General features: G+C 47.4%; 17 protein-coding genes. 10 read left to right on the top strand and 7 right to left on the bottom strand.

Going from position 1 to position 16,054, the window contains the following annotated elements; genetic code table 11:
• Positions 1-222: 222 nt before the first annotated feature.
• Positions 223-696 carry a CBO0543 family protein gene (locus N667_RS0104470; protein ID WP_027408467.1) on the bottom strand — a complete coding sequence of 158 codons (474 nt, stop codon included), beginning with the start codon at positions 694-696 and terminating at the stop codon, positions 223-225.
• A gap of 158 nt (positions 697-854) precedes the next feature.
• Positions 855-1,139 carry a DUF2642 domain-containing protein gene (locus N667_RS0104465; RefSeq protein ID WP_027408466.1) on the bottom strand — a complete coding sequence of 95 codons (285 nt, stop codon included), beginning with the start codon at positions 1,137-1,139 and terminating at the stop codon, positions 855-857.
• 167 nt (positions 1,140-1,306) lie between these two features.
• Between N667_RS0104465 and bioF the strand changes: the two genes are divergently transcribed.
• The 4 genes from bioF to N667_RS0104445 all read left to right on the top strand — a co-directional run bounded on the left by bioF (position 1,307) and on the right by N667_RS0104445 (position 4,973).
• A complete protein-coding gene (gene bioF / locus N667_RS0104460) occupies positions 1,307-2,476 on the top strand; it encodes an 8-amino-7-oxononanoate synthase (RefSeq protein WP_156936083.1) in 1,170 nt (389 codons plus the stop codon).
• The gene (locus N667_RS0104455) at positions 2,473-3,165 is read left to right on the top strand and encodes an alpha/beta fold hydrolase (RefSeq protein ID WP_027408464.1); all 693 of its coding nucleotides are present in this window, start codon (positions 2,473-2,475) and stop codon (positions 3,163-3,165) included. The genes bioF and N667_RS0104455 overlap by 4 nt, the downstream gene beginning before the upstream one ends.
• Positions 3,158-3,943 carry a malonyl-ACP O-methyltransferase BioC gene (gene bioC / locus N667_RS0104450; protein WP_027408463.1) on the top strand — a complete coding sequence of 262 codons (786 nt, stop codon included), beginning with the start codon at positions 3,158-3,160 and terminating at the stop codon, positions 3,941-3,943. The genes N667_RS0104455 and bioC overlap by 8 nt, the downstream gene beginning before the upstream one ends.
• A gap of 289 nt (positions 3,944-4,232) precedes the next feature.
• Positions 4,233-4,973 (top strand): MBL fold metallo-hydrolase, encoded by a 741-nt coding sequence (locus N667_RS0104445; RefSeq protein WP_027408462.1) that lies wholly within the window; start codon positions 4,233-4,235, stop codon positions 4,971-4,973.
• Between the two features lie 146 nt (positions 4,974-5,119).
• Here N667_RS0104445 and N667_RS0104440 read toward each other — a convergent pair whose 3' ends face one another.
• Entirely contained in the window at positions 5,120-5,755 is a 636-nt protein-coding gene (locus tag N667_RS0104440) for an FMN-dependent NADH-azoreductase (protein WP_027408461.1), read from the bottom strand.
• Between the two features lie 378 nt (positions 5,756-6,133).
• Here N667_RS0104440 and N667_RS0104435 point away from each other — a divergent pair, with 378 nt between their 5' ends.
• Positions 6,134-6,967: a pirin family protein gene (locus N667_RS0104435; protein ID WP_027408460.1), complete on the top strand. Its 834-nt coding sequence runs from the start codon at positions 6,134-6,136 to the stop codon at positions 6,965-6,967.
• Positions 6,968-7,280: 313 nt separating this feature from the next.
• On the opposite strand, the gene N667_RS0104430 is transcribed toward N667_RS0104435, so the two are convergent.
• Positions 7,281-7,487, bottom strand: coding sequence for a heavy-metal-associated domain-containing protein (locus tag N667_RS0104430; protein ID WP_027408459.1), 207 nt, complete (start codon positions 7,485-7,487; stop codon positions 7,281-7,283).
• Between the two features lie 167 nt (positions 7,488-7,654).
• Here N667_RS0104430 and N667_RS0104425 point away from each other — a divergent pair, with 167 nt between their 5' ends.
• From N667_RS0104425 to N667_RS0104410, 4 genes are all read left to right on the top strand, one after another.
• On the top strand, positions 7,655-8,566 hold the full coding sequence (locus N667_RS0104425) for a YIEGIA family protein (RefSeq protein WP_027408458.1): 912 nt from the start codon (positions 7,655-7,657) through the stop codon (positions 8,564-8,566).
• Positions 8,567-8,773 (top strand): capping complex subunit for YIEGIA, encoded by a 207-nt coding sequence (locus tag N667_RS0104420; RefSeq protein ID WP_027408457.1) that lies wholly within the window; start codon positions 8,567-8,569, stop codon positions 8,771-8,773.
• Positions 8,774-9,070: 297 nt separating this feature from the next.
• The gene (locus tag N667_RS0104415) at positions 9,071-10,918 is read left to right on the top strand and encodes a monovalent cation:proton antiporter family protein (protein ID WP_027408456.1); all 1,848 of its coding nucleotides are present in this window, start codon (positions 9,071-9,073) and stop codon (positions 10,916-10,918) included.
• A gap of 202 nt (positions 10,919-11,120) precedes the next feature.
• A complete protein-coding gene (locus N667_RS0104410) occupies positions 11,121-11,516 on the top strand; it encodes a hypothetical protein (RefSeq protein WP_027408455.1) in 396 nt (131 codons plus the stop codon).
• Positions 11,517-11,624: 108 nt separating this feature from the next.
• On the opposite strand, the gene N667_RS0104400 is transcribed toward N667_RS0104410, so the two are convergent.
• Positions 11,625-12,992, bottom strand: coding sequence for a S8 family peptidase (locus tag N667_RS0104400; RefSeq protein ID WP_027408454.1), 1,368 nt, complete (start codon positions 12,990-12,992; stop codon positions 11,625-11,627).
• 333 nt (positions 12,993-13,325) lie between these two features.
• Here N667_RS0104400 and N667_RS0104395 point away from each other — a divergent pair, with 333 nt between their 5' ends.
• Positions 13,326-13,991, top strand: a complete 666-nt coding sequence (locus N667_RS0104395) for a DUF975 family protein (protein WP_027408453.1) — start codon at positions 13,326-13,328, stop codon at positions 13,989-13,991.
• Between the two features lie 151 nt (positions 13,992-14,142).
• Here the strand turns inward: N667_RS0104395 and N667_RS0104390 are convergent, their stop codons facing one another.
• Both N667_RS0104390 and N667_RS0104385 read right to left on the bottom strand, forming a co-directional pair.
• The gene (locus N667_RS0104390) at positions 14,143-15,333 is read right to left on the bottom strand and encodes an MFS transporter (RefSeq protein WP_027408452.1); all 1,191 of its coding nucleotides are present in this window, start codon (positions 15,331-15,333) and stop codon (positions 14,143-14,145) included.
• Positions 15,334-15,502: 169 nt separating this feature from the next.
• Positions 15,503-15,892, bottom strand: a complete 390-nt coding sequence (locus N667_RS0104385) for a zinc ribbon domain-containing protein (protein WP_027408451.1) — start codon at positions 15,890-15,892, stop codon at positions 15,503-15,505.
• Between the last annotated feature and the right edge of the window lie 162 nt (positions 15,893-16,054).

Raw genomic sequence — 16,054 nt, 5'->3', positions numbered from 1 at the left:
ATGTTGTTCGGTTCAAAGACGAATAAAAAGTTCCATCCGCGCTCCGATGTTGGGATTTCATTTCTTTTTTACAATGAAATTGTCAAAACAACAAACGGAGCGTGAGGAAGATGATGATTCACGATGTTATTCATAAATTCATATACGATTTGGAACAAAAAAAGACCGTCAGCAGCAAGGTGCGAAAAAACGCCGGCAATGGATGATAGGTTGGCGTTCGAATTATTTGCGTAACGGTTGCTTTTTGTTAATCCATACCATCATCATTCGAACGGAAAAAGACAACACAAACATGGTCAAAAAGGAATACCACCATTTCCATGTATTGTAGTGAATTAAGCTTGTGTATTTTTCAAACAGCACTTCAATCGCTGTCAGCACAGAGATATACAGCGTACATTGCCCCACAATTCCTAAAAAAGACGAACGAAGCGTCGTTTGATAAAAAAAGACACAGACGACGGGATACAACAAATATTCGAACAAAATGCTCGTATCAAAATATTGAGACAAAATTCTAACAGGATAGTCGAGCATATGCATCTCAACCACGATAACGCCGAAAAAAGTGGAAAAGTACGCTTTCAATAAAAACGCCAGCATCGAATCTTTTATAATTTCCGGCTTTCTTAACAAGCCAAAAAGCAGCAAACCGATCCCTAAAACAAACAACATCCATAACATCATTTCATCCATGGCTGACTCGTCTCCCGCCTGTTCATTCGATTATCGGTTAGTATGTCCTATTAACAAGGAAATATGAAAAGCCCGGCAAAACGGCCGGGTTTTTCGGACATTTAACATAATCCACCGAGAAATCCCTTGCCTCTAGGCGGCGTGTAGGCAGGAGAAGTTCATTCATCATCCGCTTCAAGCAAATACTGTTCGAGAAGATCATCGTCATCCATAGATGCAGTATGCGAAGATTCGTCTTCTAAAGAAGTTGGTTCTTCGGAGCGCGACAAAGCAATAATGGACTCCAGCCGGATGAGAAGGCGTTGTTCATTCCGATTGTGCCGCACTCTTATAACAAGAAAATCGCTGCCGACGGATAATAATGTTCCGGTGAAAGTATCATGCGCGGTCATGACCTTTACATGGTGCCCGATGGACTGGCGGGCCTGGTGAATAAAATTCATCGCTCTTTTCCTCCCTTCAACTTAGTAAATGTGAAAACGACTGTCGAGGACATGGACAGTGTTACCATTTTTTATTTATACCTTCTTGTTGTTGCCAAACGTTTCCTATGATACGATAAATGTAAACCTTTTATTTTATTAAGTTTACAAAAAGGGGAGAGGCACATTTGTGGCATGAGTTGTGCAGACAGCTGCAAGCATTAGAAGAGAAAACGCAAAAAAGGAAGCTCGTAAGGACGGAATCCGCTGGAGCCTGGGCAACGATCAATGGAACTACGATGTTGAATTTGGCGTCGAACAACTATTTAGGGCTTGCGAACGATAAGAGGATTATTGAAGCAGGCGTCCAAGCAGCGCGAACGTATGGAGCGGGGGCCACGGCATCGAGGCTGATCGTCGGCAACTGCCCGCTTTACGAAGAGGTCGAAACAGCGGTGGCGAAATGGAAAGGAAGCGAAGCCGCGCTTGTGATTAACAGCGGCTATAACGCCAATGTCGGCATTATTTCGGCGCTCGCCGGGCGCGATGGCGTTGTTTTCAGCGACAAACTGAACCACGCCAGCATCATCGACGGCGCCATTTTAAGCCGCGCTGAAGTCAAAAGGTATCGTCATAACGATATCGACCATTTAGAAGAGCTTTTGCGGAAAACAGACGAACGGAAACGGAAAATCATCGTCACCGACACGGTGTTCAGCATGGATGGGGATGTCGCTCCCTTGCGTGCGCTCGTTGAACTGAAAAAGAAGTACAATGCCTGGCTAATGATCGATGAAGCGCATGCAAGCGGCGTTTACGGAGAAAAAGGGGAAGGATTGGCGCATCATGTAGGCGTCAGCGAGCATGTGGACATCCATATCGGAACGTTCAGCAAGGCGCTTGGCGTGTTCGGGGCGTATGTGGCGGGAAGCAGGACGCTGATTGACTATCTTGTCAATCATATGCGCCCGCTCATTTTTACGACCGCGCTGCCGCCGGCGGTGCTTGGCTCGATCCAAGCCGCTGTTGCCATCGTACAAGAAGAAAAAGAGCGGCGCGCCCAGCTCCGTGAGTTAAGCGCCTATTTTCGCAACACCTTAAAGGAATTGGGCTTTAATATCGGCGCGAGCGAAACGCACATCGTTCCGATCATCATCGGGGATAACGAGCGGGCCGTGCGCTTCAGCGAACAATTGCAAGCATCCGGCATTGCCGCTGTCGCCATTCGTCCGCCGACCGTCCCGGAAGGTTCCGCCCGCATTCGTTTTTCGCTCATGGCGACGATGACGAAGCAGCAGCTGGACTGGGCGCTTGAGAGCATTGTCCGCGCTGGCCGGGCGATGGGGGTGATCGGATGAACATCGTTTGCATTCCGGGATGGGGCATGAAAGGGAGCATTTTTGCGCCGCTTTTGGCACAACTCGCGCCGGCGAAAGACGTTTCACTTGTCGAGTGGATCGACATTGACACGGTCCGCTGTTTTCGCAAACGTGCAGAACAAGCGCTTTGTGCGCCATCGCTTGTCATTGGCTGGTCGCTTGGCTCGCTTGTTGCTCTTGAATTGGCGGGCGCTTATCCAGAACGGGTGAAGCGCCTCGTTCTAATCGGCGGGACGAGCCGTTTTATGACCGATGATACATATGAAGCAGGGTGGCATCGGCGCATCGTCGAACGAATGAAAAAGCAGCTATACAAGCGCCCTGATGAAACGATCGCCGCATTTTTGGCATCGTTATGGGCGAAAGGGGAAGAGGCGGACATTTCTGCATTTGTTCATCATGAGCGCATCAATGAACTTGCCATTGGGCTTGATTATTTGCTGGAGGCGGATGCGCGGCCGTTTTTGCCGGAACTTGATATGCCGCTCCTTCTAATCCATGGCGTTAGTGATACGATTTGTCCGCCGGAGGCCGCGCGTTACATAGCTGAACAGGCGCGCAATGCGAGATTCGCTTTGCTTCCAGATGCGGGGCACGTCCCGTTTGTGACAAACGCGGCCGAATGCGCCCGGATCATTCAAACATGGGCAGGTGGAAGCGATGATTGACAAACAATTAGTGCGGAAACGATTTAGCGAACGAGCAGCGACGTACGACCGATTTGCAAACGTGCAAAAAAAGATGGCGGATGCCCTTGTTATTCGAATAGCCGTGCGTCCAACGCGCATTCTTGAGGTCGGGTGCGGCACCGGCTATTTAACGGAACAGTTAATTCGCACGTTTCCAGACGCACATCTGACCGCTGTCGACATCGCTCCGGGAATGATTGCCGCCGCGCAACAGCGTCTTGATAACCGCATTACGTGGCGGTGCGCTGATATTGAAGAAATGGCCATCGATGAACGGTATGACCTGATCATTTCTAACGCGACGTTCCAATGGCTGAATGCCCCGGAACGGACGATCAATCGGCTAGCGCGCGCTTTAAATCCCGGCGGACAGCTTCTTTTCTCGACGTTTGGCGCGGACACGTTTCAAGAGTTGCACGCATCGTTTCTAGCCGCGCTCAAGCAACACGGCATCGCTGAGCGGTTTTCGATCGGCCCATCCTTTCCGGGGCTGTCCGATTGGCTGAAGCGGTGCGAGCATGCTTTTCCAAAAGCGGCGGTGGCGGCGGAAGAAACGTGGGAAACGGAGTACTTTCCAACGGTCCGCGACTTTTTCTTATCGCTACGCCAGATCGGTGCGACTAACAGCACAGATGGGCGCCATTGCCAGCGACCGTCCGTGTTCAAAACGATGATGGACGAGTACGAGCGGCGCTTTTCGAAAAATGGCCAAATTCCAGCGACGTATCATTGTTTATTGCTTGATGTTCTTGTCTGACCATGATGCGTGGATGCAGCTAAATAGAGGCGGGCACAGGAGTTCTGTTTGCCGCCTCTTCGTTTTTATGTCCATCAGAACGGTTTCTATAGCTGTGGAAATCAAGCAATCAATTCGCTGGAGTTCGGTCTTACCAAAACATAAAGCAACGAGTTTTTCATAAGAAAATAACAAAACTATTTACAAATTAAATATTTTATGATATAATAAAAATTTATATTTACAAAATTAAAGATGTGTGGTAAAAAATATATGTAAGGTTTAGCAGAAGTGCAAAGGAGGCTAGCAAATGAAAGTGGCTCATGGAGTGGAAGTGCTAGAACTACAAGTCGAGGCTTTCGGTCAACGGATGGTGTTCAATCCGACGCTGATTTGGGATGAAGAAGGAGCGGTGTTGATCGATACTGGGGTGCCTGGACAGCTCGAAGCGATTCGCCGGGCGATGAACCAAGCGGGTGTTTCTTTTGAGCAATTGAAGGCAGTCATTATCACTCATCAAGATATTGATCACATCGGCAGTCTTCCCGCTATTCTTCAAGAATGCGGCGAGCGCGTCAAAGTGTATGCGCATGCGCTTGAAAAGCCTCATATTGAAGGGGAGCGTCCTTTATTCAAGCTCGATCCGAACCGGATGCCGAAAGAAAGATGGGAATCGCTTCCGCCAGCCATGCGGGCTTTAGCGGAAAACCCGCCGCGGGCGAAAGTCGATGAGGTGTTAGCAGACCATCAAGAGCTTCCGTATGGCGGAGGGATTCAAGTCATTTTTACGCCGGGGCATACGCCAGGTCATATTAGCCTCTACTTAAAGAAACATAAGCTGCTTGTCGCTGGGGACGCGATTGCGTGTTTAAATGGTGAATTATTAGGGCCTATGCCAGAGACGACCTTGGATATGGCGGAAGCGGTGCGTTCGCTTGAAAAGCTTGCTGATTTAGATGTCGACTCCGTGATTTGTTATCACGGCGGTTTGTGCCATCACAATGTCAAAGAGCAGCTGCGTCGTCTTGTCGAGCAAACCAAAAGCGAGTAAGTTGCCTTGTTGGCCGGCCTAAAAAGCGGAAAAACGGATGAAAAGAGTCCGTTGTCCTGCTTGAGCGAAAAATACAGGGAGAACGTTTAGAAAAGCAACAGCCTGAACCCTTATAAATAGGATTCAGGCTGTTTTGCTGTGTTGAATTAGAAAGTTTGAGCTAAATCTTTGGCGCGCGCGATCGCCTTTTCTTTAATTTCCCCAGCTTTGTCAGGCATGGCGTTATGTCCTTCAACAAACAATCCTTCAAAAGAAGGCACGCCGAAGAACTGCATGATGGCGCTTAAGTAGCGATGTCCCATTTCCATTGCAGCTGCTGGACCTTCGGAATAAATGCCGCCGCTTGCTTGAATATGGAGAGCTTTTTTGTCTGTTAATAAGCCAACTGGACCTTGTTCGGTATATTTAAACGTTTTGCCCGCAACAGCCACAGCATCAATATATGCTTTCATCACTGGCGGGAATGAGAAATTCCACATCGGTGTCACAAACACATATTTGTCAGCAGAAATAAATTGGTCGCATAATTCCGATAGGCGTCCCACTTTTGCTTTTTCTTCCGCGGAAAGCTCTTCAAACCCTTTGCCAGTTCGAAGTTTTCCCCAACCGCTAAATACATCGGCATCAATTTGCGGAATGTCTTCTTTGTAGAGATCGATATGTACAATCTCATGATTTGGATTAACTTCCTTGTAAGCATCGATAAATGCTTTTCCTACCGCCATGCTGTAGGATTGAGTGTGATCGTGTGGATGAGCTGTGATGTAAAGTACTTTTGCCATTTTGCATCTTTCCTTTCGTGTAGTTTTGCTGTTGTAGTTTGTGTAATAAACTAAAAGAAATACAAATGTCTCAATTTGGGATATTTTTAATTCAAAATAATTCTACTAAACTCTATCATATATTGCAAGCAAATAGCCTCGTGAATGGGCCTCTCCCAGCTACATTCCGTTAAGAGGCGCGAGACTTCTCGGCAGTTATGTTAAAAATATACATGCAAGCAATGTTCCGATATGTTTTTATATTTACTAATACTAAATAATGCTATTCCAATCGCAAGCTGTATAGTTAGGAAAAATGGTTGTCTAAAACATTTGCCTTTCATTTATCCAATAAGGTACGATACAAGCGAAAGTTTTGCATAAAAAGGAGGGGATCGTATGGCCGTACAGCGCAGCATTCGCTATGTGCGAACCGTACAAATGCAAATGAACAGTCCGATCCATCAAAGCGGTCCTGTATTGGAGCCAGGCAATTGGCAAGAATATGACCCGTTTTTATTTTTGATGGAAGATATTTTTCAAAAAGGAACGTTTGATTTTCATCCGCACCGCGGCATTGAAACAGTTACCTACGTGATCGACGGACAGTTAGAGCACTACGACAATAAAGCTGGTCATGGAACGCTTGGTGCGGGGGATGTACAATGGATGACGGCAGGAAGAGGCGTCATTCATAAAGAAGATCCAGCGCCGGGTTCGACGGTTCATAGCCTGCAGCTATGGGTGAACTTGCCGAGCGCGAAAAAAATGACCGAGCCGCGTTATCAAAATTTGCGGGCGGAAGATATGCCGGTCCGACAAGAAGAAGGGGCGCTCATTCGCGTCTTTTCTGGATCGTCGAAAGGAGTGACAGCGCCGGCGCTCAATCATGTTCCGGTGACGATGGTGGAAATGATTTTGGAACCGGGAGCGAGCATCGTGCAAGATTTGCCGGGCCGCTATAACGGTTTTCTTTACATACTCGAAGGACGCGGAACATTTGGAGCGGAGGCGACCGAAGGAACCGCAAGGCAGGCGCTCTTTTTAAGCCGGCATGACGATAGCGAAGAAAGCGAGCTGACCGTGACAGCGATCGAGAAGCTGCGCGTGCTCCTTTATGCCGGCGAGCCAGTCATTGAGCCGGTGGTCGCTTACGGGCCGTTTGTCATGAATACGCGCGAGGAAATTGTTCAAGCCATTCGTGATTATCAGGAAGGAAAATTTGCCGAATAAAATCGAGGGTGTCGCAAACGAGACACCCTTTTTCTTATCCAAATGCAGGTGTGTTGATGATCTAATAAAAACCAATTGGCATTGCTTGATTCCTAGCTTTTCTGCCGTAGTCAACTGAACATGCCTATAGAATGCCCTCCTCGAACAACGAACGCTTTGCGGGCAAATGCATTTGCAGGCTAGCGTTCTTGTTCGAGGGAAGAGGCAGAAAAGCTTGTGTCTAGCTATATCATTCCATATTTTTAGTAAAATAATGGATCATCAACACTTGTGATCCGAATGTTCCCTTTTTGCGTGTACAGCCTCTCAGTCATTAGTGCACGCGAAAGTTATGCTGCTGCAAGGTGATGATAATGCGTTCTTTCGAGATTTTCCTCTCGTCAAACTCGATCTTCACTTCGCCGTCAGCGGTGTCGATTAGAACCCGCTGTACGCCGTCAAGCCCGTTTAGCAGATGTTCGATTTGCTGAATCGGCTGTTGCGATGCCGCTTCAGCGACAAAAATCGTCGTTTCAGCCATAGACCATGCTCCTTTTCCGAATTGTTCGTTCTGTATTGTACCCAATATCACGCTATTTTTATCGGCACGAACCAAACAAAAAGGTATTTTTCGCTTTCAGCGGGAATAATTGCGTTGAAGTTTTAAAAAAATAATCCAGATATCGATGTTTCGGGAGGCTCTTTTTCATGAGAAGCGATATGATTTCGTCGGAGCATTTGGCGACTATGGTCACGGCGTTAATTGTCGGCTTTTTCGCCCGGCTTGTTACGATTAAAGAAGATTACCGGCAATATCCGAGCTATCCGAACGGTTATTTGATTCATTTAGTGACGGGATTTGTGGCCGCGGCGCTCGGAGCGGTGGCCATTCCAGCGATCATGACAAAGAATTTTGTCGCGGTCACGTTTTTGACGCTGGCGATCCAGCAATTCCGCGATGTGCGGAGAGCGGAGCGCGATAGTTTAAAGGATTTGGAGAACACGGAGTTCACGCCGAGGGGAGATGCATATATCGACGGCATCGCCAAGACGTTTGAGGCCCGGAATTATTTCGCGCTTGTCGTCGCTTTAGTGACAGGAGTGGCAATGCAGCTTTCGTCCCATCTCGCGCAATGGGCGAGCGTTTCTATCGGCGCTGTGGTCGGACTCATCGTTTTATTCATATTAAAGCGTTTTTCGAAAGGAAAAACGGTCGGCGATATTGCCGATGTGAAGCTCGGGAAGGTGGAAGTCAAAGATTCCGAGCTGTTTGTCGACGGCATGTTTGTGACAAACCAGCTCGGCACGGACCGCGCGAGAGAACTGTTCGAAAAAGAAGGCATCGCTGCGGTGATTGTGCCGCGCGAAGAGCATTTCCGCATCACATTGGACCACTTCGGCCAGCGGCAAGCCATCCTATTTGAAGCGACGAGAGCCGTCGGGGTGAAGCGGTACAACTTTACGCGCAAAGACTATGAACAAGGACGCGTCATCGTGACGCTCGTGCCGATCGTCCGCAGCGAAAAAGCGTTCATTGAAGCGATCAAAAGAACGCCGCTTCTTGAAAGCACGAAAAAGAGCCATTCGGTGATGAAAACAAATTTTTGGGGGGAAGAGTAAATGGGTAAAGAAGCGACGACGAAACCGCCTTATCAAATTCTTGCGTACGTTACACTCAACCGCGAGCGCGTGCTTGGCGGCAACGTGTTGGCCCTACTTGCGGCTAATGAAGAAGAGCAGAAGCAAATCACGCAAGATATCGCCAAAAGCTTAAAAGCCGAGGTGACGCAGCTAAAATGCGGCGATTATCTTGTGTATAGGATATAAGACGCGTTAACAGTCGAAAGGGGGAACCTTTCTTCTAGAGAGGTAGAAGGCGAGCGCCATCAAATTGGCAATGGTTATAATAAATAGAAGATAGATTCCCCGTTCTAATAAGCGGGCGGCGCTTCATTATCGCCTGCAACCCATACATCAAAAATGAGATGTCTTCCTATGCGTTTTGGCATAGGATTTTTTTACAATAATTTACGGTGCAGGGACATTTGTTGTTCAAATGGAAAAATTGTAAAACGGCATAGAACCTTATATAATAGTGGAAACGAACGAAAGGGGGGAACGATGATGGAACAGCACTCCTCCATCACATCGTTGCTCATCGTCATCGTCGCCGCATTTTTCACTCCGCTTCTCCTGCATCGTTTTCGCCTTCAAGTCATTCCAGTTGTCGTGGCTGAAATTGTAATTGGCATCATCATCGGCAAAACGGGGTTGAACGTTGTGAAGCACGACACGTGGCTAGACACGCTATCGACGCTCGGTTTTCTTTTCCTTATGTTTTTAAGCGGTCTAGAAATCGATTTTTCCGCCTTTGCCCGCAAGGCAAAAGGGAAGGAAGCGAAAGAACCGAACACGTTTGCCCTCGCATCGATCGTGTTTGTTGCCATTTTTGCCGTATCGCTTGGGTTGTCCTATGTGTTTGTGTGGGCTGGTTATGTTGACAACCCGTTTTTGATGACGCTTATTATTTCGACGATTTCTCTTGGTGTTGTTGTGCCGACATTGAAAGATGCGCAGCTGATGAAAACGTCGATCGGCCAGACGATTTTGCTGATCGCAGTCATTGCCGATTTAGTAACAATGATTTTGCTCGCGGTGTTCGTCTCAACTAGTGGCCAAGGACAAGGAAATACATGGCTGCTTCTTGTATTGTTTGGCGCGGGAGTTGTGTTTTACTTTGCCGGGAAATATTTCAAGCGCCGTTCGTTTGTCGATACGATGGCGAAAGGGACGATTCAAATCGGCACGCGCGCTGTTTTTGCGCTCATTATCGTACTTGTGGCGCTGTCGGAAACGCTAGGGGCGGAAAAGATTTTAGGGGCGTTTTTGGCTGGCGTTCTCGTCTCGCTATTGGCGCCGAACCAAGATTTTATGCATAAGCTCGATTCGTTCGGCTACGGCTTTTTCATTCCGATTTTCTTTGTGATGGTCGGGGTGAACTTAGATTTGCGGCCGCTGTTTGCCGAACCAAAAATTTTATTGTTAATTCCGCTGCTATTTATCGCGCTTGTCATTTCCAAGGTGGCGCCTGTCTATTTGCTTCGCATCTGGTACGATGGAAAAACAACCCTCGCTTCCGGGTTTTTGCTTGTCTCGACGCTCTCGCTCGTCATCGCGGCGGCCACGATTGCTGAGCGGATGAAAATGATCGACGAAAACATGAAGGGGGCGCTCATTTTAGTGGCGGTGTTAACGAGCGTCGTTTCGCCGATTATGTTTAGAAAGCTGTATGACAAAAAAGAAGAACCAGCTAGGAAAATAACGGTCAAGCTGATCGGGACGAACCAATTTACGCTTGCAGCCGCCCGCGATTTAAATGCCCAGCTGTATGAGACAACGCTATATCATATTAAAGAAGAAAAGTTGGAATTGTTAACGCTTGATCACGTTTTTCCGATCGTCGATATCGAGGATTATTCGTTCGACACATTGCGCGACCACGGGGCGTTTGCCGCTGATACCGTTGTTGTGTTGACGGGCAATGAAGAGACGAATATGCAAGTGGCGACATGGGCGAAAGAACAAGGTGTGGTGCGCGTTATCGCCTTTGTCGATTCACCCGCCACCGTCCATGAACTGCAAGCAATAGGCATTGAAACAGCTTCGATTTCTCTTTCGGCGGCCGCGGTATTGCGGTCATTCATTGAATCGCCGCATATTGTTCATATGTTGACGGATAAAGATGTCGCCCTGCATGAAATTGAGATGAACCATTCTGCTTACCACGGTGTGCTGCTTCGCCAGTTTCCGTTTTTAGGCGACTGCATTATTGTCCGTATTTTCCGCGGCGACAAGTCGCTCATTCCGCACGGGGATACGGAATTGCGCATCGGCGACCGGCTCATCGTCACCGGTTCCGAAGAGTATGTATGGGAGCTAAAGGAGCTTTTGGAATACGGAAAATCGGTGTGAAGCAACGAAGGGATTGTGGATGTAGCTAAAGGAAAGGATGAACCTTTCGCACTTACACTCCGTTTCAAGGCGGGGGGTTTATGGGTGAATCAAAATTACGGAAAAACGTTGGCAAATTGAATGTTTCTATAAATGGCAAAAAAAGTAAATATTAATAAGTTAATTATCATACGATGGCAAAGCGGTCGGGGGAGGGATTGGAATGAAGTTTTATCAATCTGCTTATTTTTTAGGAAGCGGTTTGGGGATTTTGTTGTTGCTTCTATTTTTGTTGGCAAGATTAGTGTTCAGTTTATGGATTGCTTTTTTTCTTTCTCTCATTGTCCCGATCGGCATTTTTGTGTATTTGATAAAAAAGAACCGAATCAAGAAGGCTGGTTTTATAAAAGCATCTTTCAGTGGAGGAATCGCTTTTATCATCATTGCATGGATTGGCATCAAAATTTTTCCGCCCTCTGTCATTAGAGATGTGTGGGATATTTTGATGCCGTATATTAGAGCCGGATATATGGGTGTGATATTTTCTGCAATATTGAACTTGATCGGGTTTGTTTTTGTAAAGCAGCTCGATAACAAGAACGAAGATGCCCGCTTATAACTAAATGCGATTGGATAGGATATGAAAAAACTCGGCCATTGCCGAGTTTTTCTGCTGTTCGTTCTGAATGTCATTTCCGATTTTCCGCCGCAAAAGCGAACGCATGATTCAAGAGGCTCTTTTTTGGATCGTTTGATTCGCCATTTGCATCGCCTTATATATATTAATTAAGCCGTTGCCAAACAGGGCATCTTTCCCAGGAGGGCCTAGGTCGATCGTCGACTTTCGGATAATATGAATAACCTGTTTGTTCGTGAGCTGTGGATTCAGCGAACGAATGAGCCCTGCCAATGCCGTCACGTGCGGTGCTGCCATCGATGTTCCTGAAAGAGCAGCGTATTGGTTGTGAATAAACGTGCTGGCGATGTTTGTTCCGGGCGCTACTACGTCTAAATAATCGCCGTAATTCGAGTATTCCGCTTGCGAACCGTCGGGATTGACAGCGCCGACGCTCAGCACTTCGGGATATGCGGCTGGAAAACTAGGCTGTGCGGAATGGTCGTTTCCGGAAGCGGCAATGAGCACGACATCCCGGTCATAGGCGTAGCGAACCGCTTCCTCTAACAGTTCGGACGGTTGATAATTCCCAAGGCTTAAGTTAATGACGCGAGCGCCGTGGTCGACCGCCCAAATAATTCCTTTCGCCACATCGAACGAAGAACCGTGTCCGTCCGAATTCAACGCTTTAATCGGCATAATCCGATTAAACCAAGTAATGCCGGCAACCCCTTGCCGATTGTTGGCTTCAGAGGCGATAATGCCGGCCACGTGCGTTCCGTGCCCGTTGTCATCTTGCGGCAAACCATGATCTTCGATGGCGTTATATCCCGGGACTAAGCGATGAACGAGGTCTGGATGATTTAAATCGACGCCGCTGTCAACTACCGCAATCGTCACATGTTTATTTCCCCGGGAAAACCTCCAGCCTTCCTCTGTTTGAATCGCGGGCAAGTTCCATTGGTACGTTAAATACAATGAGTCGTTCGGCACTTCATTTTGCAAATAAATGTAGTTCGGTTCGGCATAGTCCACATCGGCCCGATCGGCAAAATAGTCCTCAAGCCGCTCAAATGTATGCATATTGGACTCAAATACAAAAATATGGTTCATCCGGCGGACGATTTTTCCGTCGATGGCTTTTTCGATTTGCCTTAATTCAGGCGCCGCGGGCACATGTTTGAACCGGACGGTAATTTGGTTTTTGTAATAATGGCTTTCGTCTTGTTCGTTATGTTGAATAATTTTTACCGCGGAACTGCTGTTTAGCTTCATTTTCAATTGATGATTCGCCATTAGGTTATCATGCGTAATCATTATATGTCCTGCGCGGTTTGGCGTGGGCTGCGGCGCGGTCGTTAACCGCTGTACATGATTTGGCTGTCCTATGTTCCGGCTTTCATGGAAAGGAAGAAAAAACGCCGCAACTAGAAGGAGAACCGCGATTCCTCCCCATACGGGAATCCACTTTTTGTTCATTGATTTTCACCTCTCTCCATAGAGTGCGAAAACCGAAAATAAATAAAACAATCGCTGAAGAGGAAATATAAAGAAAAATGTGTTTTGAATCGGGCTAACATCGGCATTTCTTATAAATGGTTGATGCTCAAACGCTCGGCTTACTGTTCGGCCTCCTTGTCACTGCGATCGCATTTATCGTTTGTTTCATTGTGAAGGGATTCATAAAAGAATAAACAATGTATGTAATGATTGGAAAAAAGTGATAGAGATTTTGAGAAATATATGATAAATTGGAAAAGGGCATCGTATATTTGGATTGTAGACATTATTTGCTGACAAGGAGGAAACATCATGACATTATCAGCATTGAAGCGCCAAGCGAGGCAATCGTTAAAAGGGAAATGGGGCGCAGCGGTTTTATTGATGATTGTTTATTTTCTTATGAATACGATCGTTCCGATTGTTGTGGAGGTTATTATCAGCGGCGGCTGGAGCGCATGGAGTGCGCAGGAAAATCCGCCGGCAGCGGCTGAAATATTTAATTTATTGTATTCATTGGCGTTGATTCCATTAGGTGTGGCTATTTACTGGGTGTTTTTAGACGCATATAGAGGGGAAGCTATTGACATCGCCGATATATTTACGGTGTATGGGGAAGGAAAGATGTGGCTCAAACTGATCGGCACATCGATTTTGTATGGGATCTTCGTCGTTCTTTGGAGTCTATTGCTTGTCATCCCTGGAATCATCAAAGCGCTATCATACTCGCAAGCATTCTTTTTATTTAGAGATCATCCAGAATACGGTGCGCTTGAGGCAATTCGAGAAAGCAAAAAGCGGATGAAAGGGTATAAATGGAAGCTATTTTTATTGTATCTTAGCTTTATAGGTTGGGGGATTCTTAGCATCCTCACTCTCGGCATTGGACTTTTATGGCTGATTCCTTACGTTTATACTTCGTTAGCGGCATTTTACGAAGAGTTCATCCGCACGCAAGAAGAAGAAATCGTTGAATGATAAAAAACGAACAGCGCTTGCGGTTGCTTCCGTGATTCATAAGCCATTCAAGCATGGAGGGAACAACTAGACGCGCTAGACCTAAAAAACCCTATTCCCAACGGTCGGGAATAGGGTTTTTCCGTTCATGCAAAGCGACGTTATGCGCATATTAGCTCGCTTTCTGGACGGTTGTTTCGGATGTGGCGCCGCTTCGCTGGTCGAGCCAATAGTACAGCCCGATGCCGGCAAGGATGAGAAACGTGCTGCCAAAATATAAGACGCTGTAGCCCGTCTGCGCGGCAGCCAAACCGAATAAAAAGGAACCGCCTCCAAATCCGAAGTCGAAAATCGATAGAAACGTCGCCGTCGCCAATCCCCGGTTGGGCGGCGGGGCGACTTGAATCGCGATCGTTTGCAAACTCGGAAACATCGTGCCCCAGCCGAGTCCAATGAGCCCCGCGGACGCAAGAAAAAGCAGCGCACTTGACGCCGTGCTAAGCAAGTAAGTGCCGAGCGCAAAGCAGCCGATCGCCGGATACATGATCACCTTCGCCCCGTAGCGGTCAAACCACTTTCCGGTAAACGGTCTAGAAATCAAAAGAACCGCGGCGTAGATGATAAAAAAGTAGCTGGCTGCCCTCGGGAATCCCGCTTCTTTCGCATAAATCGAAACAAAAGAAATGATTCCGGAATACGTTAGTCCAAAAAAGGCGGCTAAAAGCGAAACGGGAATGGCGGAACGTTCCCAAAGTTTTGTCGCCGCATTCCGCGCTTTGGCAGAACGGCTGGCCATCTTTTGTTTCGGCAGGCGGACGAACAGCCCGATGGCGATCGCTACGAACGCGCATAGAGCGTTAATGGCAAACATCGTTGTCGCCCCGTGCCGCATCGCCGTTAAGCCAAGAAACGGACCGACGACCATCGCGAGATTGAGCGTTAGGCCGAAATAGCCCATCCCTTCGCCTTTGCGCGAATCGGGAATTAAATCCGCCACCATCGCGCCGTTAGCGGTTGTCGCCATGCCGAATCCGAGGCCGTGGAAAAAGCGAAGCGCAAGCAAGCCCACAAGCGAATGCGGGAAAAAATATAGAAGCGAGGCGGCGTCAATGACGGCAAGCGCACCTAAAAAGACGATATACTTTCCGTATTTGCCCATCCATTTTCCGGCAAACGGCCGCACGATAATGGCTGCGATGAGAAAGACGGTCGTAATTAAGCCGATGGATGACGGGCTGCTGCGCAGTTCTTGGACGGCATACACCGGCAGCGTCACAAGCAAATAATAAAAAATCAGGAATGTAAAAAAGTTCGCTAGAGCGACGAGAATGAAATTTTTCGTCCATAACCGTTCTTGTTGCATCTCTCTCCCCATCCTGTTTAACCTTCGTAGTCTTCCTTTTCTAGCATATCATATCTATCACGATAGATGAATCTCTCGTGCTTGCATGTTATTGAGGGATGGAAGAGGTGATGAACGGCGCGCGGCAAGCTGAAGTTGATGGGCGGTGAAAAAATCAATCCCCCAAGACTTATGTCGAGGGGGATAAAGCTTTCCCGCATTTCGGGCAAAACTGAAAATCGCGTTGCACGCGCTCTCCGCAATATGGGCAATATTTGCTTTCTCGCTGTTCGCTGTCAAAGCGGACGTTCAGTGGATCGGGTTCTTCGCTGCTGTCGACAATATCGAGCACGGACATGCGGTTTTTTCCCGTCGCGTTTTTATAATGATAGACCGCTTGGAACACACCGATCGCTGTAGTAACGAGGCCGAAGAACGGAAAAATGCGAGCGGCGAGAAACGGTGAATCTTGCGTAATATTGAACATCATAATCATCCAAAAAATACCAAAAAGAATAAAGGCGATGCCTATAATCAGCCCTTGCAGCGAAGGGCCCCGGCCGGGTTTGATGCTTTTCATGCCAATACCTCCTGATTTATCCATATAGATGATTATAAGGGGATATTTGGGATATGTCATTTTCTATTAATATAAAAAATGAACCCTACACTCCGTTTCAAGGTGGGAGGCTTCTCGGGTAGATTATGTTAAATTTTGAACTTAAGAATCGGCTGTTTTTAG

Source organism: Anoxybacillus tepidamans PS2, assembly GCF_000620165.1.
Taxonomy (GTDB): Bacteria; Bacillota; Bacilli; order Bacillales; family Anoxybacillaceae; genus Anoxybacteroides; species Anoxybacteroides tepidamans_A.
This window is presented reverse-complemented; position numbering and strand designations above follow the sequence as displayed.